Annotated in this window: 21 protein-coding genes and 1 pseudogene; 13 read left to right on the top strand and 9 right to left on the bottom strand. The window is 66.7% G+C overall.

Features of this window, described 5'->3' with window-relative positions:
• Positions 1–2: 2 nt before the first annotated feature.
• The 8 genes and pseudogenes from MA876_RS00890 to MA876_RS00855 form a co-directional block, all read right to left on the bottom strand.
• Positions 3–1244: an RNA polymerase sigma factor gene (locus MA876_RS00890; RefSeq protein WP_248145136.1), complete on the bottom strand. Its 1242-nt coding sequence runs from the start codon at positions 1242–1244 to the stop codon at positions 3–5.
• A complete protein-coding gene (locus MA876_RS00885; RefSeq protein WP_248145134.1) occupies positions 1241–1633 on the bottom strand; it encodes a YciI family protein in 393 nt (130 codons plus the stop codon). Before MA876_RS00885 ends, MA876_RS00890 begins: the two co-directional genes overlap by 4 nt.
• 174 nt (positions 1634–1807) lie before the next feature.
• Positions 1808–2611: an HpcH/HpaI aldolase family protein gene (locus MA876_RS00880; protein WP_248145131.1), complete on the bottom strand. Its 804-nt coding sequence runs from the start codon at positions 2609–2611 to the stop codon at positions 1808–1810.
• Positions 2596–3381 carry a fumarylacetoacetate hydrolase family protein gene (locus MA876_RS00875; RefSeq protein ID WP_248145128.1) on the bottom strand — a complete coding sequence of 262 codons (786 nt, stop codon included), beginning with the start codon at positions 3379–3381 and terminating at the stop codon, positions 2596–2598. The genes MA876_RS00880 and MA876_RS00875 overlap by 16 nt, the downstream gene beginning before the upstream one ends.
• Positions 3378–4070: pseudogene (locus MA876_RS00870) on the bottom strand (RraA family protein); the annotation flags it as partial. The gene MA876_RS00875 and the pseudogene MA876_RS00870, both read right to left, overlap by 4 nt.
• A 5-nt stretch (positions 4071–4075) precedes the next feature.
• The gene (hpaD, locus tag MA876_RS00865) at positions 4076–5071 is read right to left on the bottom strand and encodes a 3,4-dihydroxyphenylacetate 2,3-dioxygenase (protein WP_248145116.1); all 996 of its coding nucleotides are present in this window, start codon (positions 5069–5071) and stop codon (positions 4076–4078) included.
• Positions 5071–6387, bottom strand: a complete 1317-nt coding sequence (locus tag MA876_RS00860; protein WP_248145114.1) for a DUF3500 domain-containing protein — start codon at positions 6385–6387, stop codon at positions 5071–5073. The genes hpaD and MA876_RS00860 overlap by 1 nt, the downstream gene beginning before the upstream one ends.
• A 7-nt stretch (positions 6388–6394) precedes the next feature.
• A complete protein-coding gene (locus MA876_RS00855; RefSeq protein ID WP_248145112.1) occupies positions 6395–7444 on the bottom strand; it encodes an amidohydrolase family protein in 1050 nt (349 codons plus the stop codon).
• A 222-nt stretch (positions 7445–7666) separates the two neighbouring features.
• On the opposite strand from MA876_RS00855, the gene MA876_RS00850 reads away from it, so the two are divergent.
• From MA876_RS00850 to MA876_RS00805, 10 genes are read left to right on the top strand one after another with little or no spacing between them, the layout of a single operon-like run.
• Positions 7667–9202, top strand: coding sequence for an ABC transporter substrate-binding protein (locus tag MA876_RS00850; RefSeq protein WP_248145109.1), 1536 nt, complete (start codon positions 7667–7669; stop codon positions 9200–9202).
• Between the two features lie 49 nt (positions 9203–9251).
• On the top strand, positions 9252–10196 hold the full coding sequence (locus tag MA876_RS00845) for an ABC transporter permease (RefSeq protein WP_248147127.1): 945 nt from the start codon (positions 9252–9254) through the stop codon (positions 10194–10196).
• Positions 10193–12085: a dipeptide/oligopeptide/nickel ABC transporter permease/ATP-binding protein gene (locus MA876_RS00840; protein ID WP_248145107.1), complete on the top strand. Its 1893-nt coding sequence runs from the start codon at positions 10193–10195 to the stop codon at positions 12083–12085. Before MA876_RS00845 ends, MA876_RS00840 begins: the two co-directional genes overlap by 4 nt.
• The gene (locus tag MA876_RS00835) at positions 12085–12939 is read left to right on the top strand and encodes an ATP-binding cassette domain-containing protein (RefSeq protein WP_248145104.1); all 855 of its coding nucleotides are present in this window, start codon (positions 12085–12087) and stop codon (positions 12937–12939) included. Before MA876_RS00840 ends, MA876_RS00835 begins: the two co-directional genes overlap by 1 nt.
• 33 nt (positions 12940–12972) lie before the next feature.
• Positions 12973–13875, top strand: coding sequence for a LysR family transcriptional regulator (locus tag MA876_RS00830; RefSeq protein WP_248145102.1), 903 nt, complete (start codon positions 12973–12975; stop codon positions 13873–13875).
• A gap of 31 nt (positions 13876–13906) precedes the next feature.
• Positions 13907–14692 carry a dienelactone hydrolase family protein gene (locus MA876_RS00825; RefSeq protein ID WP_248145099.1) on the top strand — a complete coding sequence of 262 codons (786 nt, stop codon included), beginning with the start codon at positions 13907–13909 and terminating at the stop codon, positions 14690–14692.
• Positions 14689–15966 (top strand): FAD-dependent monooxygenase, encoded by a 1278-nt coding sequence (locus MA876_RS00820; protein WP_248145097.1) that lies wholly within the window; start codon positions 14689–14691, stop codon positions 15964–15966. The genes MA876_RS00825 and MA876_RS00820 overlap by 4 nt, the downstream gene beginning before the upstream one ends.
• A gap of 32 nt (positions 15967–15998) precedes the next feature.
• Positions 15999–16445, top strand: a complete 447-nt coding sequence (locus tag MA876_RS00815) for a YybH family protein (protein ID WP_248145093.1) — start codon at positions 15999–16001, stop codon at positions 16443–16445.
• Entirely contained in the window at positions 16442–17296 is an 855-nt protein-coding gene (locus tag MA876_RS00810; protein WP_248145090.1) for a fumarylacetoacetate hydrolase family protein, read from the top strand. The genes MA876_RS00815 and MA876_RS00810 overlap by 4 nt, the downstream gene beginning before the upstream one ends.
• A 1-nt stretch (position 17297) precedes the next feature.
• Positions 17298–17693 carry a RidA family protein gene (locus tag MA876_RS00805; protein ID WP_248145089.1) on the top strand — a complete coding sequence of 132 codons (396 nt, stop codon included), beginning with the start codon at positions 17298–17300 and terminating at the stop codon, positions 17691–17693.
• 7 nt (positions 17694–17700) lie between these two features.
• On the opposite strand, the gene MA876_RS00800 is transcribed toward MA876_RS00805, so the two are convergent.
• On the bottom strand, positions 17701–18189 hold the full coding sequence (locus tag MA876_RS00800) for a YajQ family cyclic di-GMP-binding protein (protein ID WP_248145086.1): 489 nt from the start codon (positions 18187–18189) through the stop codon (positions 17701–17703).
• A 261-nt stretch (positions 18190–18450) separates the two neighbouring features.
• Here MA876_RS00800 and MA876_RS00795 point away from each other — a divergent pair, with 261 nt between their 5' ends.
• From MA876_RS00795 to MA876_RS00785, 3 genes are all read left to right on the top strand, one after another.
• Complete coding sequence (locus MA876_RS00795; protein WP_248145083.1) at positions 18451–19701, top strand: sugar ABC transporter substrate-binding protein; 1251 nt, start codon at positions 18451–18453, stop codon at positions 19699–19701.
• Positions 19702–19793: 92 nt separating this feature from the next.
• Positions 19794–21383 carry an ABC transporter permease subunit gene (locus tag MA876_RS00790; RefSeq protein ID WP_248145080.1) on the top strand — a complete coding sequence of 530 codons (1590 nt, stop codon included), beginning with the start codon at positions 19794–19796 and terminating at the stop codon, positions 21381–21383.
• Positions 21383–22384: a sugar ABC transporter permease gene (locus MA876_RS00785; RefSeq protein WP_248145078.1), complete on the top strand. Its 1002-nt coding sequence runs from the start codon at positions 21383–21385 to the stop codon at positions 22382–22384. Before MA876_RS00790 ends, MA876_RS00785 begins: the two co-directional genes overlap by 1 nt.
• Positions 22385–22393 lie beyond the last annotated feature (9 nt).

Genomic DNA, 22393 nt, shown 5'->3' with positions numbered 1-22393 from the left:
TGTCAGGCGGACGTCGCGCCGAGCTGCCCGAGTCGGCGGGTGAGGTACGCCCGTTCAGCGGGATTGCCCGCGAGCTGGATGGCGCGTTCGTAGGCCGCGCGGGAGTCGTCGCTGCGCCCGATGCGGCGCAGGAGGTCGGCGCGGGCGGCGTGGAAGGCATGGTAGCCCTCGAGGTGATCTCCGAGTCGCTCGACCTCTGCGAGTGCGACGTCGGGGCCATCGACTTCGGCGACGGCGACGGCTCGGTTGAGCCGCACGATGGGCGAGTCGTCGGCGATCGTCAGTCGGTCGTAGAGCGTGACGATCTGCGACCAGTCGGTGTCTGCGGCGGACCGCGCGTCGGTGTGCACGGCGTTGATGGCGGCGAGGAGCTGATAGCGGCCGGGTGGTTCGCCGGTCGCGATCCGCTCGCGCACGAGCGCGTGCCCCTCGACGATCATGGGTCGGTTCCACGACCCGCGGTCCTGCTCATCGAGCGTCACGAGCTCGCCCGTCCGGGACACCCGCGCCGGGCGCCGTGCATCGGTCAGCAGCATGAGGGCGAGAAACCCCGCGACTTCGCCCTCATCCGGGAGTAGTGCGCGCAGCAGTCGGCCGAGCCGGATCGCCTCATCGATGAGCTCGGTGCGGAGCGGATCATCGCCCGCCGTCGCCAGATATCCCTCGTTGAAGATGAGGAGGATCACGGCGAGCACGCCCGCGAGGCGCTCGCGGATGTCGTCCTCGCGCGGCACCGTGAAGGGGATTTCGGATGCCGTCAGCTTCGCCTTCGCGCGCGTGATCCGCTGCGCGACCGTGGTCTCGGGCACCAGGAACGCGCGGGCGATCTCGGCGACCGTCAGACCGCCGAGCAGCCGCAGCGTGAGCGCGACCCGCGCCTCGGTCGGGAGCACGGGATGACAGCACACGAAGATCAGGCGGAGCCGGTCATCCTCCACCGGTCCCGTCGGTTCATGCGGGGTGTCGTCGCGCAGCATGTCGGCCGCCAGGTGCTTGTCGTCTCGGCGGGACTCGCGACGCAGCCGATCGATCGCCTTGCGGGTGGCTGTCGTCGTGAGCCAGGCTCCCGGATTGGGCGGTACGCCATCGCGCGGCCACCTCTCGACCGCCGTGAGGAATGCCTCGGCTGCCGCGTCCTCGGCGATTCCGAGGTCACCGAAGCGGCGGGCGAGACCTGCCACCACCCGCGCCCACTCGTCCTGGTGGGCACGGGTGATCGCCTCGTCGACCGAGGGCGGCGTCACGTCTCCTGTGCGGGTGCGCCGTGCTTCTCGACGATCTCGTCCATGTCGGAAGGGAAGCGGTGGACCTCCTGCGGCCAGTCGAGCGCCACCGCCAGGCGTCCGGCCCAGTAGCGCGCCGCCTCGTCGTCAGCCGCCTCGATGACGGTGAACCCTCCGAGGTGCTCCTTTGTCTCGACGAACGGGCCGTCCGCGAAGACCGCTTCGCCGTTCTTGCTCACGACATTGAAGATGGCGGTGGATGCATCGATCCCGCCGTCCGCGTAGAGGAAGACGCCCGCCTCCTGCATGTCGTCGATCACGGCTCGTGACGCCTCGCTCTTCGCGACGAGCTCCTCGCCGGTGTGCAGGGGCACCCACTCGTCGTTGAATGCGATCAGATACTTCGGCACTGTCGTGTCCTCTCATCGGGAGCCGGATCGCGGCTCCGCAGTACGGCGACCCGAAGGGGTCGCTCACCACATCCACGAACGGCGAGGCTCGGATACGACAGTAGCCGCGAGTTTTCTCGGCGGATACGTGTTCGGCGAGGACATGCGAATCGAATCGCGTGTCGTGCTCACCGATCAATAGCCTGTTCGCTCGATCGAGGATGTGGCGGTCACCCACTGAGCCGCGAGCGCTTCAGAGCCTCGCGCGAGCATCGACACATCCGCGGCGACGAGGACGAAGTCGACTCCGGCATGGACGTAGGACTCCGCGAGCGTCCGGTCGAACGCATTCACCCCGACCGGCGTGCCCTGCGAGCTCACCCGCTCGATCGTCGTCTTCACGGCGGCGATCACCTCGGGGTGCGTCTGCTGACCGAGCAGTCCCATCGACGCGGCGAGATCGCTCGGGCCGACGAACACGCCGTCGATGCCCTCGACAGCGGCGATGTCGGCTGCGGCGGCGACCCCTTCGATGGTCTCGATCTGGACGAGGACGCTCAAGTGGTCAGACGCCCCTCCGAGGTAGTCGTCGATGCGGTTCCACCGTGCCGATCGGGCGAGCGCGCTGCCCACCCCGCGGCGCCCGCGTGGCGGATAGTGCGCCGCGACGACCACTGCTTCCGCATCGGATGCGGACGAGATCATCGGCACGAGGATGTTCTGCGCCCCGAGGTCCAGCACCTGTTTGATCACGACGGGATCAGCCGAGGGCACGCGGACGACGGGCGTGATCGGGTAGGCGGCGACCGCTTGCAGTTGTGCGAGCACTCCTTCGAGACCGTTGGGGGAGTGCTCCATGTCGATCAGCAGCCAGTCCAGCCCACTGCCGGCGCAGATCTCGGCGACCAGTGGGCTGCCTGAGCAGACCCACATTCCCGCGAGGGGGCGGGATGCCTCGGCCAGCCGATCGCGGAGAGTCGGGTCTAGACGAAGCGGCACGACACCGTCCCCAACGGCCCGTAGTCGCCGAGGACGGTGTCGCCGACCTCGACCCACATCGGGCGGGTGAACGAGCCCGCGAGGATGATCTCGCCGGCGTCCAGCCGATCGCCGTGCGGATGCAGCTTGTTCGCGAGCCAGGCGACGCCGTGGGCGGGATGCCCCAGGACGGCGGCGGCGACGCCGGACTCCTCGATCGTCTCGTTGCGGTGCAGCAGTGCCGACACCCAGCGAAGATCGATCGCGTCCGGCGCGACGGGGGTGCCGCCCAGGACCATCGCGCCCATCGCCGCGTTGTCGCTGATCGTGTCGACGATCGTTCGGCCCGCGAGCTCGATCCGTGACGAGAGGATTTCGAGCGCCGGCACGACGTATTCCGTTGCGCGGAGCACATCGAAGATCGATGCGTGCGGGCCCTCGATCGCCGTCCCGAGGACGAAGGCGAGCTCGACTTCGATGCGCACGTTCGAGAACCGCGCGTGCTCGATGACGGCGCCGCTCTCGAAGATCATGTCGGCGAAGATCGCGCCGTAGTCCGGCTCGGTGATGCCCGTCGCGACCTGCATGACCTTGGACGTCAGGCCGATCTTCCTCCCGACGTGACGACGACCGGCGCGGATGCCGCGGCGATGCCACTCCCGCTGCACCGCGTACGCATCCTCGACGCTCATGCCGTCGTGCCGTGCCGTCAGCAGCGGAACGGTCGCGCGGGCATCCTCGGCCGCTGAGAGTTCGTCCGCGATCGCGGCGTGCTGCGCGGCATCCATCATCCGTCCCCGCGGTCTGCCTCGTAGCGCGCTCGCCACTCCGCGTTCAGGGGGAACAAACCCTCCAACGGATGCCCCTCGCGCACGCGCGCGGCGATCCACTGGTCCTCTTCCTCTTGGGCGAGGGCGGCGTCGACGATCTCTTCGGCGATCGCGCGCGGGATCACGATGACCCCGTCGCCGTCCCCGGCAATGACGTCACCCGGCTGCACCGTCGTGCCGCCGCACGCGATCGCGATGTCCGCGTCCCACGGCACGTGCCGGCGACCGAGGACGGCGGGATGCGCGGATGCGGCGAACACCGGGATGCCGATCACGGCGACGGCGTCGTGGTCACGCACTCCACCGTCGCTCACGATGCCGGCAGCGCCGCGTGCGAGCGCCCGGAACGCGAGGATGTCGCCGAGCGTCGCGGCGTGCGTCTCGCCGCGCGCCTCGATCACGAGCACCTCTCCGGGAAGCACCGAGTCGAAGGCGCGCTTCTGCTCGTTGTAGCCGCCGCCGACCTGGGCGAAGAGGTCTTCGCGGAGCGGCAGGTAGCGGATGGTTTTGGCGATCCCGAGGAGCCTCGTGCCGGGTGTCAGCGCGTAGACGCCGTCGATCGAGGAGTTGTCGATTCCACGTTTGCGCAACTGAGCGGAGAGAGCGGCGACGGGCGCGGATCGGAGCTTCTGCTCAAGCGCGGCATCCAGCGTCATCAATGCACCCCGAGGTACTGCTCGAGTGTCGTGGGGTTCGCTGTGAGGAGTGGTTCGTGGACTTCCTCGCCGGGGAACTCGCTCGCCTCGAAGAACCATCGGTTCGACGCCGGCATGCCCCACAGCTGTGCGCGCCGCGGGTTGCTGACGTCCCATCGGATCGGCTGATCCTCGAGGTCGATGAACTGGTAGTGGGTCGTGAACAGCTCGACGCGGTGCTGGTCGGGGTCGCGCAGGTAGAGGAAGAGGGCGTTCGAAATGCCGTGGCGTCCCGGACCGCGATCGATCTCCTCACCGAACCCGAGCGCGCCTGCGACGTCGGCCGCGTGCAGCAGCGCGGTCGCGTCCGGCACGGTGTAGGCGAAGTGGTGAAGGCGCGGCCCTCGGCCATTGGTGAACACGAGGTCGTGAGTATTGCCCTTGACCTCCATCCACGTCCCCCACAGCTCGTCGGTGCCATCGGTCGCGGTGTATTCCGACATCCGCATGCCGAGTCCTGTCCAGAAGTCGGTCGCCGTCTGCACGTCGTACGTGACGACCTGGTAGTGGTCCAGGCGCTGCGGTGCGCCGGCGACGAACTCGTGGAACTCCTGCATCTTGCGCGGCACGAGGTCCATCGACGACGTGAGCTCCATGTGCGTGCCCACGGGGTCGCGGAACTGCAAGGTCGGTCCCTGATGCGGCTTCTCGACGCGCTCGAAGGGCACGCCGGTCGCGGCGAAGTGCTTCTCCGCGGCGAGGATGTCGGCGTCCCGGCGGACGCGTAGGCCGATCTGTAGCGCTTTGGCTTCGGGGCCGCGCTCGAGGACGAGGCTGTGGTGGGCGGCTTCTTCCAGGCCGCGCAGGTAGACCGCGTCATCCGTCTCTTCCGTCACGACGAGCCCGATCACGTCGCGGTAGAAGTCGCGGCTCGCTTCGAGATCGGTCACGGCGAGCGAGACGTGGCTCGCGCGAGTGATGGCGAAGGGTGGTTCGTGATTGGTGGTGGGCAGCATCAGTGATCCTTCGGGTCGTGTGCGGAGGCCCGCCACTGCGCGATGTAGGCGCGACCGTAGTCGTTGCCGTTCGGCAGGCGGAGCGTGCTGTGCACGTGGAAGCGCGCGGGCAGGCGGTTGGTCAGCCACACCCCTGCGTGGTTGTCGAGCTCGGCGATGATGACGGGGCTTTGGATGCGGAAGTAGACGGGCTGCGATCCATCGGTGGCTCCGTACCAGGAGAACCACGTCTCATCGAGGTGAGCGTCGTAGTCGGCGAGCGTCAGCGCGCGTTGCGGCGCCCGCAGAAGCAGGAGGAAGTCCTCGACGACAGAGCGCAGGAGCGCGCGCTGGAGGTCGTCGAGCTCGGATGCCGGGATGCCCTCATAAGGCACGACGCGGTTGTCGCGGAAGGCGCCCGCGACGTGGCGTTCATCGGCGGGATGCAGGCGATCGTCGGGCATCGCAGGGTCGAGCACCGACTCGAACACGACGGCTCGGGCGCGCTGCTCGGGGGTGAGCGAGGACGCCAGCTCGATCGCGACGCGCTCGCGGTGATCGAAGATCGGCGGTTGCGCGCCATCCGAAAGGGCAGGTTCGGCGCCAAGGAACACCGGTGCGATGACATCGCGACCGCCCAGCGTTACGAAGTTGAGCGCGACATGGTGGCCGAAGATCTGCCAGCCCCACGGTTCGTCGGGGGACGGCGTCCCATAGAGGGATACCCAGTAACTCCGGTCGTTCATGACGGTCGGCAGGCCGACGAGCTCGCCGAGGAAGCCGTTGAGCTGCATCGCCTCGATCACCCGGTCGTACCCCTCCGGGCTGAGCGAAGCGCGCATCAGCGCGAAGACGGCCTGAGTCTTCTCCTCGGCGAGGTCTTCGAGACGGAGGCCGACCCGGTGGAAGACGAACTCCGGGTTGCTCCAGCCGCGCCACTGGGGGGCATCGATCGGATAGCGGAATCGCTCGGCTTCGTCCCCGGTCAGCAGACCGAGCAGCTCGTCCGCCGCGGCGATGAGCGCAGCATCCGTCGATCCGTTCGTCGGAAGCCGATACAGACCCTCGCGCACGACGCCGTCGCTCGTGAGGCCTACGAACGGCTCGTCGTACAGCGCGTTCCACGAGTCGAGCAGCTGCTGGAGGAACTCGTTGCCCTGCCGGGCGGCGGTGAACTCCTCGTAGCCCATGCCGCGCCACGGGGCGACAGCCGGGTCGTCCAGGTCGTAGAGGAAGTCGCGGAAGCCCTCGTCGCCCAGGACGACGGCTTCATCGCGTCCCTTCGTACGGGCCGTCGAGAAGAACTCGTCGATGGCTTCGGGATCGGTGCCGCTCATCGATACCTCAGATCGGGAGGTTGAACATGCGCTTGGCGTTGCCCGACAGGATCAGTTCGCGGTCCTCTTCGCTGATCTCGAGGTCGTTCTTGACGAAGTCGACGCCCTGGCTCATCCAGCCGTAGAAGACGGGGAACGACGAGCCGAACAGGTAGTGGTCGGCGCCGCCGATCTTGATGGCCGCCTCGACCTGGTCCTTGCCCCACGAGTGCGGGTGGGTCAGGTCGTAGAAGATGTTGTCCTTCAGATACCGGCGGATCTCGTCGGCACCGGTCGCGTCGAGGCGCTGGATGGCCTCGTTCTTCGGCGACGGCTTCGGCGTGAGGAGGTTCTGGTTGGCGAACCAGTTGCCGCCGAGCATGGTGTGGATGAATCGCAGGTTCGGGAGTTCTTCGAACATGCCGCTGAACAGCTCTCGGCCGACGGCGGTCGCCTGGTCGAGCAGTCGGCCGAACTCCCGACGGAGGTTCGTGTAGTCGACGACCGACTTCCAGTCGACGGGGAGGGGAGTGTGGTGGACGATGACCGGAACGTTCAGCTCGTTGAGGACCTTCATGTAGGGCTTGAAGACCTCATCGTCGAGGTAGAGCTGGCCGTAGTGGCAGGCCACCTGCACGCCGACGGCACCGAGCTCCTTGACGCAGCGCTCGAGCTCGTAGATGTTCTCCTTGCCACCCCACGGCGGGACGCACGCGGTGGAGAACAGGCGTCCGTTCGAGCGCTGCACGATGTCGGCGGCGTTGTCGTTGACGGCCCGGCAGGTCTCGAGGTCGAGCCACTCCTGCCAGACGGGCACACGCATGATGCCGTAGTCGACACCCGCGTCATCCATCGCCGCGAGCTTCGCCTCGGCGGAGTAGTCGCCGTCGACGTAGTTCAGGTTCTGGTGGCCCTTGGGCTTCTCGAGGATGAGGTGCTTCTTGCCGGCATCCGTCGTGTCGACACGCGCGATCTCTCCGAACCCGCGGGGCGCGCTGTTGAGGAAGCCGTTGAGGATCTTCTCGTTCGTGAAGAGATCTTCGGGCAGGTGGTGGACGTTGATGTCGACGACGGTCATTGGCGTGGTTCCTTCTGGTCGGACGGCCGCGTTGCCGGCCCGGGATGTCCTGGGTCTTCATTCACGATATGCACAACTGCGTCGAACGACGTGCACGATCCTGCATAGTTACATTGCGTCCGCGGCGGTGTTGCGGGGGATCTTCGCCGGTTAGCGTTCATGGACCCGGAACCCTCGGCAGCATCGCCGAGTCGTCCACAATCACGATGCAAGGAGGCAAGCGTGAAAGGCAAGACCAAGAGACGATGGCTCGTCGGCGCAGTGGCGCCGCTGGCGATCGCAGGGCTCATCCTCACCGGCTGCACCGGCGGTGGCAGCGCAACCCCCGACGACACGTCGGCGGCGAGCGATGCGACTCTTCGCGTGAACTTCGGCCAGTTCCCCGAGAACTGGTCACCGGGGCAGGAGATGGAGGGCGGCCCGCTCCGCATCCCCTACGAAACGCTTCTCGCGCGCGGCGATGACGGCTCGATCCAGCCGTGGCTGGCGACCGAATGGGAGCTCACGGAGGACTCGCTCACTCTCACGCTGCGCGACGACGTGACGTTCCAGGACGGCGAGCCGTTCAACGCCGAGGCGGTCAAGACGAACGTCGAACTCGTGCGCGACGGAGCGACCGCGTACTCCGGACCTCTGCAGGCGATCGAGTCGGTCGACGTCGTCGACGACTACACCGTCCGCCTCAATCTCACCGGTCCCAACCCTTCGCTTCCCACCACGCTCACGTCGCGGGTGCTCCCGATCGGCAGCCCCGCCGCGATTGCGGACGGGTCGATCGCACAGTCGCCGGTCGGCACGTCGCCGTGGGCCTATGACGAGGATGCCTCGGTCATCGGCACGCGCATGGTCTTCTCGAACTACGCCGACTACTGGGGCGAGCAGCCCGGCTTCGCGAACGTCGAGCTCTACGCGATCACCGAGCCCGAGGCGCAAGCAGCGGCACTGGTCGCCGGCGAGATCGACATCACCGACACCGAATACGAAGTGTTCCCGCGCTTCGAGGGCACGTCGATCGAGACCGTCGAGTACCCCGCGATCCGCAACAACCTGTTCTTCTTCGACCGCGGACCCGGCGGTGTCTTCGAATCGGTCGACCTGCGACAGTCCATCTGCACGGCGATCGACGTCGACCAGATGTCCGAGGTGCAGGGCGAGGGCGAGAGCGCCACGCAGCACTTCGCCGAGGGCGAGGTCGGCTACAACCCCGACATCGAGGGTTACCCGACCGATCCTGCTGCGGCCGAGGAACTGTACGCCGCCGCCGGAAGCCCGACGGTGAACGTGGAGATGGTGTCGGCGCCGTACAACAACCGGCAGATCTCGATCTTCGCGGAGCAGATCGCGCAGACGCTTCCCGAGGTCAGCATCACCGTGACTCAGCTCCCTCCGCCGGAGTACAACAGCACGTGGAACTCCGGCCGCTACCCGCTCGGCCTCTCGAGCAACGAAGAGCAGACGCCCTTCGAGTGGTACGAGGCCTGGTTCTCGGCGGATGCTCCCGGCAACCCGTCAGGGATCGAGAGCCCCGAGCTCGCTGCTGCTGCCGATGCCGCCATCGCCGCGGGCGACTCCGAGGAGGCTGCCGGACTGTGGGCCGAGGTGACCAAGATCATCTCGGACGAAGCTCTCACCTGCGCGCACTGGCGCGGCCCTGAGCTGCTCGCGTGGAACTCCGACACGGTGTCCGGCGTCGACGCGCCGAACGAGCCGTGGGAGCCCAAGTCCGTCAACTACCGCGAGCTGACGCCCGCATCCTGATGTTCCTGTTCCACCAGCCAGGGCGAGCCACGAAGGGCGTGTGCGCCTGATGTACAAGCTCATCCTCTCGAGGCTCGCCCTGGCGATCCCCCAGCTGCTCCTCCTGTCGTTCCTCGTCTTCCTGCTCATGTATCTGATTCCGGGCAGTCCCGCGGCCGCCATCCTCGGGGCCGCGGCCAATCCGGAGAGCATTGCGCGCTTGGAGGCGCAGCTGGGGCTCGATCAGCCGTTCCTCGTTCGCCTCGGCCAGTACTACGCGGGACTGTTCCAGGGCGATTTCGGCACCTCGTTCGTCTCCGGGCGCCCCGTCATGGAGCTGTTCCTCGAACGGCTCCCCGCGACCCTGTCGCTCATGTTCGGCGGGCTCGTCGTCGCGATCTCGCTGGGCCTCGTGCTGGGCATCATCGGCGGCACGAAGCCCGGATCGATCCGGGATCGTGTCGCGACGACATTCAGCTCGGTATCGATGTCGCTCCCCGAGTTCTGGGTCGGCATCGTGCTGCTCCTGCTGTTCGCGGTCCAGCTCAAGATCTTCCCGGTCGTCTCGTACGTGCCCTTCGCAGTCGATCCCGCCGGCTGGGCGTTCGGCCTCATCCTTCCTGCGATCGCGCTCGGCCTCGGCGGCGCGGCGCTCATCGCACGCCAGACGCGCACCGCGATGTCGGTGACGATGTCGTCGCGGTTCGTCGACTCGCTGACCGCTGTCGGCGTTCCCCGCAGTCGCGTCGTGATGCGCTACGGCTTCAAGAACGCGCTTGTTCCCGTGCTCGCCTCCACCGGCATCACCGTGAGCATCATGCTGGGCGCGAGCTTCTCGGTCGAGAAGGTGTTCGCCTACCCCGGGATCGGCGCGCTCATGCTGCGCAGCGTCACCGGCAAGGACTTCGCCGTCGTCCAGGGCGGTGTGCTCCTCATCGCGATCATGGTGATCGTCGTCAACCTCATCATCGACGTCAGTTACGGCGTCTTGAACCCGAAGTCGCGTCCCTCATGAGCCAGACACAGACCACGCGCATCCGCGTCTCGACAGAGAAGCGCCACCAGACGAGCCTCGGACGAATCCTGGGACGGATGCGCCGCCAGCCCGCCACCATCGTCGCCGCCCTCTTCATCCTCGCCCTCGTGCTCGTCGCGATCCTCGCACCCGTGCTCGCGCCCTACCCGCCGACCGAAGTGCACTTCGACGACGTCCTGCAGCCGCCGTCAGCCGAGTTCCTGCTCGGCACCGACGACCTCGGACGCGATCAGCTGAGCCGCCTTATCTACGGCACGCAGATCGTGCTCATCGTGGCGGTCGGTGCGGTGCTCGTCGGCGCGATCATCGGCGTCCCGCTGGGTCTCGTCTTCGGATTCAACGGGGGATGGTGGGATCGCATCGGCATGCGATTCGTCGACATGGCCCAGGCCCTTCCCGGCATGCTCATCGGCCTCACGGTCGTGGCGATCCTCGGCCGCAACATCTTCATCCTCATGTTCGCGATCGGTCTGATCGGAGCGAGCCTCTTCGCACGCATGACCCGCGCGGTCGTTCTCGTCGAGCGCAGCAAGCTCTACGTCGAGGCGAGCGAGGTCGCCGGCCTCACTCGCGCGCAGATCATCTTCGGCCAGATCCTCCCCAACCTCGTCGGCCCGATCGTCACGCAGGGTTCCGTGTTCCTCGGCTCCGCGATCATGATCGAGTCGGCGATGAGCTTCCTCGGGGTCGGTCTCGACACCGACGTTCCCACCTGGGGAGCGATGTTGAGCCTCGCGCTCGACAACCAGGCGACGGCGCCGTACCTGACCTGGCCGCCGGGCATCGCGATCGTGCTCACCGTCCTCGCCTTCAGCGTCTTCGGCGACGGCCTCAACGACGCCCTCACGGGCGAGCGCCGACGCCTGCCGCGACTCGGCCTGCGAGTCAAAGCCGAGCCGACACTGCCCGCTCCCGTGGCACCCGTTCCCGCCTCGAAGCAGGTCGCCAGCCCGCCTGAGGCCCCGGTCACGCCGGCCGCGGCATCCACCGTCCTCATCACCCGCGACGTGACGGTGTCGCTCGCCCGCACGGACCGGTCCGCCGTCGACATCGTCAAGCGCGTCTCGCTCGACGTTGCCAAGGGGGAGATCGTGGGCCTGCTCGGCGAATCCGGCTCGGGCAAGTCGACCTTCGCACGAGCAGTCCTCGGAATGCTCCCGCCCGGGGCGTGGCTGTCGGGCGGATCGATCGAGCTCCTCGGCGAGCAGATCGCACACCGCCGCGAGAAGGATATGCGTCACATCCGCGGCACGCGGATGGGAGCGGTGTTCCAGGACCCGATGAGCGCGCTCTCGCCGGTGCACACCGTCGGGCTCCAGCTCGGCGAGCCGCTGCGCATCCACAAGGGGATGAACAAGAAGCAGGCTCGCGAGCGCTCCATCGAACTGCTCGAGCGCGTCGGAGTCCGCAACGCGGCAACCCGGCTCGACGACTACCCGCACCAGTTCTCGGGCGGCATGGCGCAGCGCGTCGCGATCGCGATGGCCCTTGCCGCGGAGCCGCAGCTGCTCATCGCCGACGAGGCGACGAGTGCGCTGGATGTCACAACCCAGGCGCAAGTGCTCGACCTGATCCTGGACCTTCGCGATGAGTACGGTATGGGCGTCCTCATGATCACGCACAGCCTCGGTGTCGCCGCCGAGACCTGCGATCGGGTCGCCGTCATGTACAGCGGGCGGATCGTTGAGGATGCACCCGTCCAGCAGTTGTTCGAAGCACCGCAGCACGCCTACACGGCTGCCCTGCTCAAGGCCAACCCGATGGGGGCCGAGCCCGGGCAGAAGCTCCACACGATCGACAGCGGCCTCCGCGCCGAGATCGACGCGGCTCTCGCCGAGGTCGACGCGCTGGCGGTGAGGCAGGGATGATGACCGACGCACGCCCGCTTCTCGAGTTCGAATCGGTGACCGCCGGGTATGACAAGGGCGGCGCTCTCTTCTCACCGCGCACCAAGGTCCCCGCGATCGAGGACATCTCGTTCACGATCCACTCCGGCGAGACCGTCGCCTTCGTCGGCGAGTCCGGGTCGGGCAAGAGCACGACCGGCCGTGTCGTGCTGCGGCTCCTCCCGACGATGACCGGCACCGTCCGGTTCGCCGGCGAAGACCTCGCCGCCTGGGGATCCAAGACGCCCCTCAGCTACCGCCGGCAGGTGCAGGCCGTGTTCCAGGATCCGAGCGCGTCGCTCAACCCCCGCCACCTCGTCGCTCAGGCGCTCGAAGTGCCGATGCGTCGCCACGGAATGACGGACCGCAAGGATCTGCGCACTCGCATGGAGCGGGTGTTCGAGATGGTGGGCCTCGACCGCTCCCACCTGAACCGCTTCCCCAGCGAGCTGTCCGGCGGTCAGCAGCAGCGGGTCGCGATCGCACGGGCACTCGTTCTCGAGCCGAAGCTCATCGTCTGCGACGAGGCGGTCAGCGCTCTCGACCTGTCGACGCAAGGGCAGATCATCAACCTGCTCGAAGAGCTCCAGGACGAGACCGGCGTGGCCTATCTGTTCATCGCGCACGACCTCGGTCTCGTCCGCCACATCGCCGACCGTGTGGGCGTGATGAACCGCGGTCGCCTGGTCGAGCTCGCCGCGACCGAGGACCTCTTCACCGCGCCGAAGGACGATTACACCCGCACACTTCTCGAGGCGACACCCGCGTCGACGCCCGTCGGGCGCGAAGAACGTCGCGCCGAGCGGATAGCGGATCGAGCGGCGGTGGCAGGATGAACGCGACGCTCTGTGAGCTGAGAGGCGGACACCGTGGACCGACTGGTGGTGATGCGGACGTTCGCGACGGTCGCGCGGTCGTCGACGTTCAGCGTCGCGGCGCTCGAACTCGGAATCTCGCCGTCGCTCGTATCGAGACACGTCGCGGATCTCGAGGAGCAACTGGGGGTCCGGCTCGTCAACCGCACCCCGCGCTCTCTCACGCTGACGCCCGAGGGGATCGAGTACGCGACCTTCTGCGAGCGGATCCTGCAGGAGATCGAGGATGCGGATGCCGCACTCACGCCCTCCGCGCAGGACTCGGCGGAGGGGCATCTGTCGGTCATCAGTCCCAAGTGGATCGGCCTGATGGATCTCGGAACAGCGATCGGCGCCTTCGTGGAGAAGCACCCACGCATGCGGATGAGATTCGAACTCGGCGGGATCTCGGATCGCCCGTACGACTTCCTGGACCGCGGCTTCGACGTCGCTTTCCATGCGCGGGATCCTCGCGATTCGCGGGTCCGTGTCCGGCGGATCACGGAGCTGCCATTCGTCCTGGCCGGATCGGCGGACTATCTGCGCCGACGGGGCACGCCGCGCGAAGTGAACGATCTGAACACGCACGAGCTGATCGCGCACACGAACGACGCGGCCTGGCGCCTCGGCGAGGGGAAGGACCTCGTCCACTACAAGGTGCAGAACGCCGTCGTGACGACGAACGCCTACCTCGTGATCGAACAACTGGTGGAGTCGGGCAGGGGCATCGGGCTCATTCCCCGGCTGTCGGCACGGCGCGCCCTGGCTTCGGGCTCGGTCGTCGAGGTGCTTCCGCAGCTGCCACCTCAGCCGCGCTCGCTGTACGCGGTGCACGGCCCGGGCGGTCAGACCCCCGAACGGGTGAAGATCTTCCTCGATTTCATGACGGCGTGGTTCCGCGCCCGCAACTCGACCTGACCGAACGGGTCGTCCGAGAAGGAGGACCCTCATGAACGCGGTCATCGAACGCGACGTCGAGTACGCCTTCGGCGCGACGACGATGCGCGGCCTGCTCATCGCAGACGTCGGGAACATCGCCGCGCCGACCGTCGTCCTGATCCACGACGCCTTCGGCCTCGCAGGGTTCTCGCTTCATGAAGCCCGCCGCTACGCGACCCTCGGTTACACCGTGTTCGCCGCCGATGTGTGGGGCGACCGGAAGCAGCCGGCCGGCAACCATGAGGTCGGTCCTCTGATCGGATCGATGGCCGCCGATCGCGAGGAGTGGCTCGGCAGGATCGATGCGGCCCATCGAACCGCCTGCGAGCAGCCCGAGGTGAACCCTCATCGCATCGTGACGGTCGGCTACTGCTTCGGAGGATCGTCGGCCCTCGAGTACTTGCGGACCGGGGGAGAGGTGCGCGGGGTCGTCGCCATCCACCCCGGACTCGATCTCCTCGATGAAGACGCCGAATGGTCTCCCGTCTCCGGCGCCGCGGTTCTGGCCTGCATCGGCGACGACGACCCGATGGCCACCCGCATGCAGCGCACCGGCCTGCAGGCCGCCTTGACCGCCAACGACCTCGACTGGGAGTTCGACGTCTACGGCGGAACAGTGCACGCCTTCACGAATCCGCGGCTCGCGGCATCCCCCCAGCCGACCATCGCGGCCTATAACGAACGCGCCGCGACAAGATCCCAGGAAGCGACGACGCGCTTCCTCCACGAGACCCTTCACCCCCGCACGACCGCTCTCACGAGCGTCGGAGCACGAAACGACCAAGAGGAATCATGACCGACATCGCCATCGTCGGAGCCGGCCCCGGCGGACTCATCACCGCTCTCCGCCTGCACCAGCAGGGCATCCCCCCCACGATCTACGAGACCGTCCCCGAGCTCAAGCCGCTCGGCGTCGGCGTCGACATCAAGACCGTCGGCACGAAGGAACTCGACGACCTCGGGCTGCTCGAGGAGTTTCGCTCGATCTCGGTCGACGCCGAGGACTCGATCTTCTACAACCACTTCGGCCAGGAGATCTACGCCGAGAAGTGCGGCGTCCACATGGGGTACCTGCATGAGCAGCGCTTCGTGCACCGCGGCATCCTCCAGATGATGCTCTTCCGCACCGTGCTCGAACGGCTCGGTGAAGACGCGGTGGTGCTCGGCGCCCGCGTCGAGCGCTACGAGCAGGACGCCGACGGTGTGACCCTCCACATCGAGCATCGCGACGGGCGCACCGAGCAGGTGCGCCACGAAGCCGTCATCGCGGCAGACGGCATCAAGTCGGCGGTCCGCCGACAGATGCACCCGAACCAAGCAGAGCCCGAGTTCTCCGGAATCACGATGTGGCGCGGCACCACCCTCCGCGAGCCCATCCGCGGCGGGCACACCATCCTGCACCTCGGCGACCCGCGCATCTCGACGATGATCATCTACCCGATCGCCGAGAACTTCGAGGGCAGCGGCAAGGACCTCATCAACTGGGTCGTCGAGACCAACGGCGAAGAGACCATCGAAGACTGGAACCAGGTCGCCGATCCCGAAGAGATCATCCCCGCATTCGACACACTGAAGCTGCCGTTCCTGGACGTGCAGCAGCTGATCCGCGAGTCGCGAGAGGTGTACCTCTTCCCGCTCATCCGTCACTTCCCGCTCGACACGTGGGTCGACGGTCGCGTCGTGCTGCTCGGCGACGCGGCGCACGCCATGTACCCGCGCGGCGGCAACGGCATCACCCAGGCCATGCTCGACGCGCGCGTCCTCACCGAGAAACTCGTCGAACTGGAGGACCCGGCGCAGGCGTTCGCGGCCTACGACGACGCTCGACGCGCGATCGTCAACCGCATCGCCGACAACATGCGGGGCGAGGGCTACGAAGTGATCCGGCGGATGGTCGCCGAACGGACCGACGGCAAGCCCTTCGACGACATCGAAGACGTCCTGCCCCTCGCCGAGGCGGACGAGATCTTCAGCAAGTACCACGCGCTGGTCGGTGCGCCGCGGCCGGGTCACGAAGCCGGTGAGGCTACGGGCTTCCGCACCTGGGAAGAACCCGTCTCGACGTCATGAGCACCGCAGACACCGCACCACACGGAACAGATATGAACAACATCAACGAGCCCGACCCGACGACCAGGGATGAGATCCTCGCCGTCGAAGAGCTGCGACAGCGTGCACTTCTCGAGGTGGACCTCGACACCCTCGACAGCCTGTACGACGAGTCGCTCGTACACATCCACGCGCCGGGCGTCACCCACACGAAGACTCAGCTGCTGGAGCATGTCGCCACACGGCAGGCGTACCTCGACATGTCACGGGGCGAACTGACCATCCGACTGATCGGCGACGTCGCGATCATGACGGGGCGGCTCACCAATCGCCTCGGGTCGGAGGACGGATCCGAACGCGTCGTCGGCGGGATGGTCACCCAGGTGCTCCGTCGTGGCGAAGACGGGCAATGGCGGTTCATCAGCTTCCAGATGACACCCGACGGCACTCAGGCGTGGGGTGCTCTTCCGTCCGAGGACGACAAGGAGATCGAGAAGTGAAGATCGCTCGATATCGACAGGATGGCGGTCCCGCGCGACTCGGCCGAGTCGAGGGCGACAGTCTCGTCGACATATCCGACATCCCCGGCGTGGGCACATCGCTGCGCGCAATCCTCCCCGAGCTCCCGGCCTTGCGCGGAGCGATCGAAGCCGTTGACGGTGCGAGGATCCCGCTCTCGCGCGTGACTCTGGAAGCGCCGATCGACGACCCGCAGAAGTTCCTCGGTATCGGCATGAATTACAAGGAGCACGCCGAGGAAGCGCGCGCCGCGGGCATCCCGATCCCCACAAGCCAGATGTGGTTCAACAAGCAGGTGTCCTGTCTGAACTCGCCGTTCGGCGACATCGAGCGTCCCCGCGTGAGCGAGGCGCTGGACTACGAGATCGAACTCGGCGTCGTGATCGGGCAGACGTGCCGTCACGTGTCGGCGGAGGACGCGCGTTCGGTCATCGCCGGCTACCTCGTGGTCAACGACGTCTCGGTGCGCGACTGGCTGCAGAAGCGCTCGCCGACGTTCACGCTCGGCAAGTCCTTCGACACACACGGTCCGATCGGCCCGTGGCTCACGACCGACGACGAGATCGACGACCCGCTCGACCTGCACATGCGACTGACCGTCAACGGTGAGGTCCGCCAGGACTTCGCGACGAACGACATGATCTACGACATCTACGAGCAGATCGCCTACCTGACCCAAGTGATGACGCTCATGCCCGGCGACATCCTCGCGACCGGCACACCGGCAGGAATCGGCGCTCCGACGCAGAACTGGCTCGTGCCCGGCGACGTCGTCCGTGCGGAGATCGCCGGGCTCGGCGCAATCGAGAACCGCGTCGTCGACGAGGCGTGACATGACGGAGCGGGTCAGCATCGAGATCGGGAGCTTTGCCCACACCAACCCGGTGCCCGCCGCCAGCCGGATCGGCCCCTTCCTCTTCACCGGTGTGCTCACGGGTCGCGATCCCGTGACCAAGGAGATGCCCGAATCGCTCGACGAGCAGTGCGCAAACGTCTTCGCTCACGTGCGGGAGGTGATGGATGCGGCGGGCGGCTCGATCGACGACATCGCGAAGATGACCTTCTGGGTCGTCGACTACCGCGACCGTGACGCGATCAACCGCGAGTGGACGGCGATGTTCCCGGACACCGTCTCCCGGCCGGCGCGCCAGGTCATGGCCGCGCATCTCGACGGGGAAGCGCTCATCCACTGCGACCTTGTCGCGGTGCTGGAGGATTCGCCGAACTGACCTCGGCCTAGCGGTAGTTGACGAACTGCAGGTCGACCTCGAGGTCGGATGCCTTGAGCAGGCGCTGCACTTCCTGCAGGTCGTCGCGGCTCTTCGACTGCACGCGCAGCTCGTCGCCCTGGATCTGCGACTTGACGCCCTTCGGGCCTTCGTCGCGGATGATCTTCGAGATCTTCTTGGCGTTCTCGGACGAGATGCCGTCCTTGATCGTCGAGACGATCCGGTACTCCTTGCCGCTCGCGAACGGCTCTCCCGAGTCGAGGCTCTTGAGCGAGATGCCGCGCTTGATCAGCTTCGACTGGAAGACGTCGAGCACCGCCTTGGCGCGTTCCTCGGTGCTCGCCTTGATGAGCACGGACTCGCCGCTCCACTCGACCGAGGCGCCCGTGCCCTTGAAGTCGTAGCGCTGCTCGATCTCTTTGCGGGCCTGGTTGAGCGCGTTCTCCGCCTCTTGGTGGTCGACCTTGCTGACGATGTCGAAGGAGGAATCTGCCATGCGCGGCAGTCTAGTCGCGACGACGCGCGCGATGGCAGATCTGCAAGCGCTTGCACGAGGGCGATGGATGCGGCATCCGTTCGTCCCCGTCATGTCACGAACTCGTATCGATGGGGACACGGAATGCTTGCGCTCGGGCGCGATCGTGGTAACAATGTAAGCGCTTGCAGGTTTCTTGCGAGCGGAAGAACGGTCTTCCACGGTGCACCGCACCGCCGGGGGGCCGGACCACCCCCAACAGCACTTGAGAGAGGCACACCGATGAAGGTGACCAAGAAGGGCGCGCTCGCAATCGGCGCACTCATGGGCAGCGCACTCGTGATCTCCGGCTGCGCAAGCGGCAGCGGAGACAGCGGCGACGGCGGAGACAGCGGCGACTCGACCCCCATCACGATCTGGGTCGACATCGAGCGCAAGCCCGCGATCGAGCCCGTCGCGGCGACGTTCACGGAAGAGACCGGCGTCGAGGTCAAGATCGTCACGAAGGACTTCGCGACCGTCGATCAGGACTTCATCTCGCAGGTTCCGACCGGCAAGGGCCCCGACATCATCGTCAGCCCCCACGACAAGCTCGGCGCGTACGTCGCCGCGGGTGTCGTCGCGCCGCTCGAGCTCGGTGACGTCGCGAGCGGCTTCGCCGAATCGGCCATCCAGGCGATGACGTACGACGGCAAGGTCTACGGCGTGCCGTACTCGATCGAGAACGTCGCGCTCGTGCGCAACGCCGACCTCGTCCCCGACGCGAAGGCCACCTACGACGAGGTCCTCGCCGCGGGCCAGGCCGCCGGCACCGAGTACCCGTTCCTCGTGGGCCTCTCGCCCGAGCAGGGCGACCCCTACCACCTCTTCCCGTTCCAGAGCTCGTTCGGCTCGTACGTCTTCGCGCAGAACGCCGACGGCTCGTACGACTCGAGCAACCTCGTGATCGGCGACGAGGCGGGCCAGGCCTTCGCCGCGTGGCTCGCGACGCAGGGTGCCGCCGGCACCGGCGCGATCAACGCCAACATCGACGGAGACCGCGCACGCGAGTTCTTCCTCGCCGGTCAGTCGCCGTACTACCTCACGGGTCCGTGGAACGTTCCCGCGATCGCCGAGGCCGGTATCAACTACGCGATCGACCCGCTGCCCAGCGCCGGCGGTCAGGACGCGAAGCCCTTCATCGGTGTCAACGGCTTCTTCCTCTCGAGCAAGTCGACCAACGCGCTCGCGGCGACGAACTTCATCGTCAACTACCTCTCGACCGACGAGGCGCAGCTCGCGCTCTACGAGGTCGGCGGTCGCCCGCCGGCGCTCACGTCGGCCTACGAGACGGCTGCCGCGGACAACCCCGACGTCAAGGCGTTCGGTGAGATCGGCCAGAACGGCATGCCAATGCCGGCGATCCCGCAGATGGGTGCCGTGTGGTCGGACTGGGGCAACGCCGAGCTCCAGATCATCAAGGGTGAGGGCGGAGACCCCGCCACGATCTGGACCACGATGGCGGACAACATCCAGACCAAGATCAACGGCTGATACCAGCCGCTGACACAGATGGGTGGGGCTATTCGCAGCCCCACCCATCTGCTAATGAAGAACCCAGACCCTGCGACGGAGGAGTGTCCTCGATGACCGATGTGAAGCAGGATGCCGCGACCCGCTCGGGTTCCGCAGCATCCGGCGATCCGTTCCACCCGAAGAAGCGACTCACGTCGGGCGGGCTCGTCGCTCTGATCTTCAAGGTGGTCCTGCTCGGCATCATCGATGCCGTCACGATCTTCGCCGTCTACATCCTCATCGGCACGGGCGACTGGATCGCCTGCGCGATCCTCATCCTCGTCGTGCTCGGGGTCAACTACATCTATCTGCGTCCGGGCCTCCTTCCGGGCAAGTACCTCGCGCCGGGGCTCACGTTCCTCGCGGTGTTCCAGGTCTTCGTCATCATCTACACGGGCTTCATCGCCTTCACGAACGCCGGCGACGCGCACAACAGCACGAAGCAGGACGCGATCGAGCAGATCATCCGCACGTCGCAGGACCGCGTGCCCGATTCGCCCGAGTACACCGTCCAGGTGCTCAAGCAGGGCGACCAGTTCGGCCTGCTCGTCGCGGAGCCCGGCGGTGAACTGTCGTTCGGCACGAACGAGCAGCCGCTCGAAGACGTGAACGGCGCCCCGGGCGGATGGAACGAGCTCAACCTCAACCAGATCATCCGCTTCCAGGACGAGGTCCTCGCGCTCAACGTCCAGGTGTCCGACGACATCAACGACGGGACGCTGCGCACCTCGGACGGCCAGAAGGCCTACGTCTACGTCTCGAGCCTCGAGTACGACGAGGCTGCCGACACCTTCACCAACACCGACACCGGAGCCGTCTACGTCGACGACGGCGAAGGCAACTTCCGTGCCGACGACGGCACGACGCTGACGCCCGGCTGGCGCGTCGTGATCGGCTGGGACAACTTCGCCTACGCCTTCACCAACGATCAGATCCGCGACCCGCTCCTGCGTGTGACGATCTGGACGTTCGTCTTCGCGATCGGGTCGACGTTCCTCTGCTTCGCGCTGGGCCTGTTCCTCGCGATCGTGCTCAATCATCCGACTCTGCGCGGCAAGAAGTACTACCGGATCCTGATCATCCTGCCGTACGCGTTCCCGGCGTATCTGACCGGACTCGTGTGGGCGGGCATGCTCAATCAGCAGTTCGGCTTCATCAACGAAGTCCTCCTCGGTGGCGCGGACATACCCTGGCTCGCCGACCCCTGGTTGGCGAGGATCAGTGTGCTCCTGGTCAACATGTGGCTCGGCTACGGATACATGTTCCTCGTCTGCACGGGTGCGCTGCAGTCGCTGCCCGAAGACATCGTCGAGGCGGGCAAGATGGACGGCGCCGGTGCGTGGCGCATCTTCCGCTCCGTCAAGCTCCCGCTGCTGTTCGTCGCCGTCGCACCGCTGCTCATCGCGACCTTCGCCTACAACTTCAACAACTTCGGCGTCATCTACATGCTCACGAAGGGCTCGCCGAGGTTCACCGACACGACGCTCGACATCGGCGCGACCGACATCATGATCACGATGGTCTACAAGGTCGCGTTCGGAAGCGGCGGCGGGCGCGACCTGGGCCTCGCATCCGCTCTGTCGATCCTCATCTTCATCATCGTCACCGTGGTCGCGATCGTGAGCTTCCGACAGACCAAGGCACTGGAGGATCTGAACTGATGAGCAACAGCAACCTCAACGCCCGCGCGGTCGAGGAGTCCGAGACCATCAGCGGCAAGCTCGGTGCCTCGATGAACGTCGGCGAAGGTGCCGGGTTCGCCGCCTTCGGAGAGAAGGGGACGCGACGCACCCCGACCGAGCGCAAGCGCACCTTCAAGCAGTGGTTCGTCGACACCGGCTGGCGGCACGTGATCGCGTGGGTCGCGATCGTCTTCGCTCTCTTCCCCCTGCTCTACATCATCTCGGCCTCGCTCAACCCGACCGGCACCCTGACCGGATCCAACAAGCTGTTCTCGGCGTTCTCGCTGCGCAACTACGAGCGTCTGTTCACCGACCCGGCCGTGCCGTACGGCACGTGGTACGTCAACTCGCTCTTCATCGCGATCATCACGAGCGTCGCGACGGTCCTGCTGTGCGCGCTCGGCGCGTATGCGTTCTCGCGCATGCGGTTCAAGGGCCGCCGCTTCGGCCTGGTCACCCTGCTCGTCCTGCAGATGTTCCCGCAGCTGCTCGCGATCACCGCGATCTTCCTGCTGATGATCCAGATCGGCGACGTGTTCCCGGCCATCGGCCTAGGTACGCATGCTGGCCTCATCATGATCTACCTGGGCGGCGCGCTGGGCGTGAACACGTTCCTCATGTACGGCTTCTTCAACACCGTCCCGACGGCGATCGACGAGGCGGCCAAGATCGACGGCGCCGGCCACGCACGCGTGTTCTTCACGATCATGCTTCCGCTCGTGCGTCCGATCCTCATCGTCGTGGGCCTTCTCACCTTCATCGGCATCATCGGCGAGTTCGCCATCGCGAGCGTCATCCTGACCGATCCCGCGACGCAGACCGTCGCGATCGGTCTCTTCCAGCTCGTCTCGGGCTTCCAGTCGCAGAACTGGGGCGTCTTCTCGGCCGGGGCGATCCTCGCCGCTCTGCCGGTCATGGTGTTCTTCCTCTTCTCGCAGCGCTACATCGCCGGAGGCCTCGTCTCGGGCAGCGTGAAGTAGACGGGATGC

Origin of the sequence: Microbacterium aoyamense (assembly GCF_023155855.1) — a bacterium.
GTDB lineage: Bacteria > Actinomycetota > Actinomycetes > Actinomycetales > Microbacteriaceae > Microbacterium > Microbacterium aoyamense.
Note: the sequence above shows the minus strand (reverse complement) of the source record. Positions and strands in the feature narration are given on the sequence as shown.